This window comes from Mesorhizobium sp. M7D.F.Ca.US.004.01.2.1 (genome assembly GCF_003997785.1).
Classification (GTDB): Bacteria; Pseudomonadota; Alphaproteobacteria; order Rhizobiales; family Rhizobiaceae; genus Mesorhizobium; species Mesorhizobium loti.
This window is the reverse complement of the sequence record NZ_RZRQ01000541.1, coordinates 1-2,542: the sequence shown is the minus strand read 5'-3', so window position 1 is coordinate 2,542 and position 2,542 is coordinate 1. Positions and strand designations below refer to the sequence as shown.

3 protein-coding genes are annotated in these 2,542 nt (G+C 59.3%); 2 read left to right on the top strand and 1 reads right to left on the bottom strand.

What is annotated here, in order from left to right; genetic code table 11:
- Positions 1-373, bottom strand: a 373-nt coding sequence (locus tag EN993_RS34415; RefSeq protein WP_348630428.1) for a universal stress protein, incomplete at its 3' end; no start/stop codon positions are given.
- A 191-nt stretch (positions 374-564) separates the two neighbouring features.
- Here EN993_RS34415 and EN993_RS34410 point away from each other — a divergent pair.
- Together EN993_RS34410 and EN993_RS34405 are read left to right on the top strand one after the other, a co-directional pair.
- On the top strand, positions 565-2,118 hold the full coding sequence (locus EN993_RS34410) for a PAS domain S-box protein (RefSeq protein ID WP_109668967.1): 1,554 nt from the start codon (positions 565-567) through the stop codon (positions 2,116-2,118).
- Positions 2,108-2,542, top strand: a 435-nt coding sequence (locus EN993_RS34405) for a response regulator (RefSeq protein ID WP_127266103.1), incomplete at its 3' end; no start/stop codon positions are given. The genes EN993_RS34410 and EN993_RS34405, both read left to right, overlap by 11 nt.

Here is a 2,542-nt window from a genome sequence, read left to right as displayed (position 1 = left end):
TATCGACGGCGCGAAACACATTGTCTCCTGCCTCACCGGTAACGATGAGGTCGGCCGCTCGGGCCGAAACGCTCAGGAAGCGAGTTGGGCTGCAAACGGCTTGCCCCCATTCGCTGAAGATCGAAGCCGGAACCAATCGCTCGAATTCGGCACGCAGTTCGGCAAGCCGCTTTTCGATTTCCGTGCGCTGGATCTGCATGATCTCGCCTTCGTAAACCATGCCGTCGCCTGTCGCGACCAGTGGCGGGACATCCGCTGCCGCCAGACCGATGAGACGGGCGCCAAACCGTTCCGCGAGCTCGATCCCCAATCTCACCATGGCCGCCGGAGGTGCATCTACCGCGAGGTTCACGATAATCGACTTGTAGGACATTGCAGGCGCCTTTCACTGGAACCGTCGAATACGCGATGAATTGCATTCGCCAGCGCCCGAGGCTTTGATGCACGTCAAGGAACCAGCCAATTGCATCCGCATGCGAAAACGTCGGCCTCGATCCGTTTTGCGTGTATGGAGAGAAGTGATAGTTAGCCCCGGTAGCACCGTCTCGAACCCAGGAACTTTAGGTGATCAAAGACGAAGCGCTCAGTTTGTCACCCGGCGGGACGACACTGAAATCACTGTTGTCTCAAATGTTCGATCAGGCTCCCGGCTTTATAGCGCTGCTGCGCGAGCCAGGTCACATTTTCGAGCTGACCAATGCCGCCTACCAGCGATTGACTGGCCACAGGCAAGTGATTGGAAAGTCAGTGCGGGACGCCTTTCCCGAGCTCGAAGGGAATGAGTTTTTCGAACATCTGGACCATGTGTACACGACCGGCGAGCCCTACATCGGCCACGGGGTGAAGGTTGGCCTTCGCAACACAGCTGACGGCCCAGTCGAAGAGCGCATCCTTGATTTTGTCTATCAGCCAGTCAAGGCTGACGATGGCCGTATCACCGCGATCTTCATTGAAGGTACTGATGTCAGCGAACTCTCCTTTGCGAACGCAGCACTTCGGCTGCGTGAGGACCATTTGCGGTCGATCCTGGCAACAGTGCCGGACGCGATGGTCGTCATCGACGAGCAAGGTGGGATTCAATCCTTTAGCACCGCTGCCGAAGCGCTGTTCGGCTACCAGTCAGGCGAAGTCATCGGTCAAAACGTGAAAATGCTGATGCCCTCGCCCTACCGCGACGAGCATGACGCCTATCTGCTTCGCTACCTGACGACGGGAGAGCGCCGGATCATCGGGCTCGGCCGCACTGTGACCGGGGCACGCAAGGATGGCACGACTTTCCCGATGGAGCTTTCCGTCGGCGAGATGAATCCTGGAACCGGGCGCTTCTTTACCGGCTTCTGCCGCGACCTGACCGAGCGCCACAGGGCGGAAGCGCGAATCCAGGAACAGCAGCTGGAACTGCTCCACATGGCACGATTCACCGCGCTCGGCGAAATGGCTTCGACGCTTGCACATGAGATCAACCAGCCGCTCACCGCCATCACGAACTACCTCAAGGGCAGCCGCCGACTGCTCGAGAAGAGCTCTGATGAGCACGCGCCGATGCTGCGTGAGGCCGTCGAAAAGGCCGCCGAGCAGGCTTTGCGCGCCGGAGATGTCATCCGACACCTCAGGGATTTCGTCGCGAGAGGCGAGAGCGAGCGTCAGGTCGAGCATCTGCCGGTGCTGATCGAGGAAGCCTCCTCACTTGCTTTGGTCGGTGCACGGGAAATCGATATGCGCGTCAGCTACAAGCTTGATCCCGCCGCCGAACTGGTCCTGACTGACCGCATCCAGATTCAGCAGGTTCTGCTGAATTTGATGCGCAACGCGGTGGAGGCCATGCAAGGTGTACCGCGTCGCGAATTGCACGTCATGACCGTAGCCCGGAATGACGGGATGGCCGAGGTAAGCGTAATCGATACGGGTACAGGGATTGCGCCGGAAGTCTCGGCCCAGCTTTTCCAACCCTTTGTCACCACCAAGAAGCAGGGTATGGGTGTCGGTCTTTCCATTTGTCGTACCATCGTCGAGTCGCATGGCGGCCACATCTGGGCAGAAGCCGTTCCCGGCGGAGGGACGGCTTTCCGCTTCACCTTGCGCATCGTTGAAAGGGAAGAGGTTGCCAATGGCCGGTAACGATGTCGTGCATGTGGTCGACGACGATGTGGACGTCCGCAAATCGCTTGGCTTTCTTCTGGGAACGGCCGACTTCGCCGTGCGCCTGCACGAATCGGCCACCGCCTTTCTGTCCACGGCGACAGGCCAGATCGACGGTTGCATCGTGACCGACGTGCGTATGCCTGGCATTGACGGCATCGAGTTCCTGCGCCAACTCAGAATGCGCTCCCATACACTTCCGGTGATCGTCATGACGGGGCACGCCGATGTGGCGCTGGCCGTTCAGGCGATGAAGGAAGGGGCTTCCGACTTCATTGAAAAACCGTTCGACGACCAGGTTTTGATCGATGCGATCCGCTCGGCGTTGGACAACCGCGATCAGGTAGGCGCAACGCATCCGCAATCCGCGGAAATCCACGCGCGCCTGGCCACACTTTCGGAG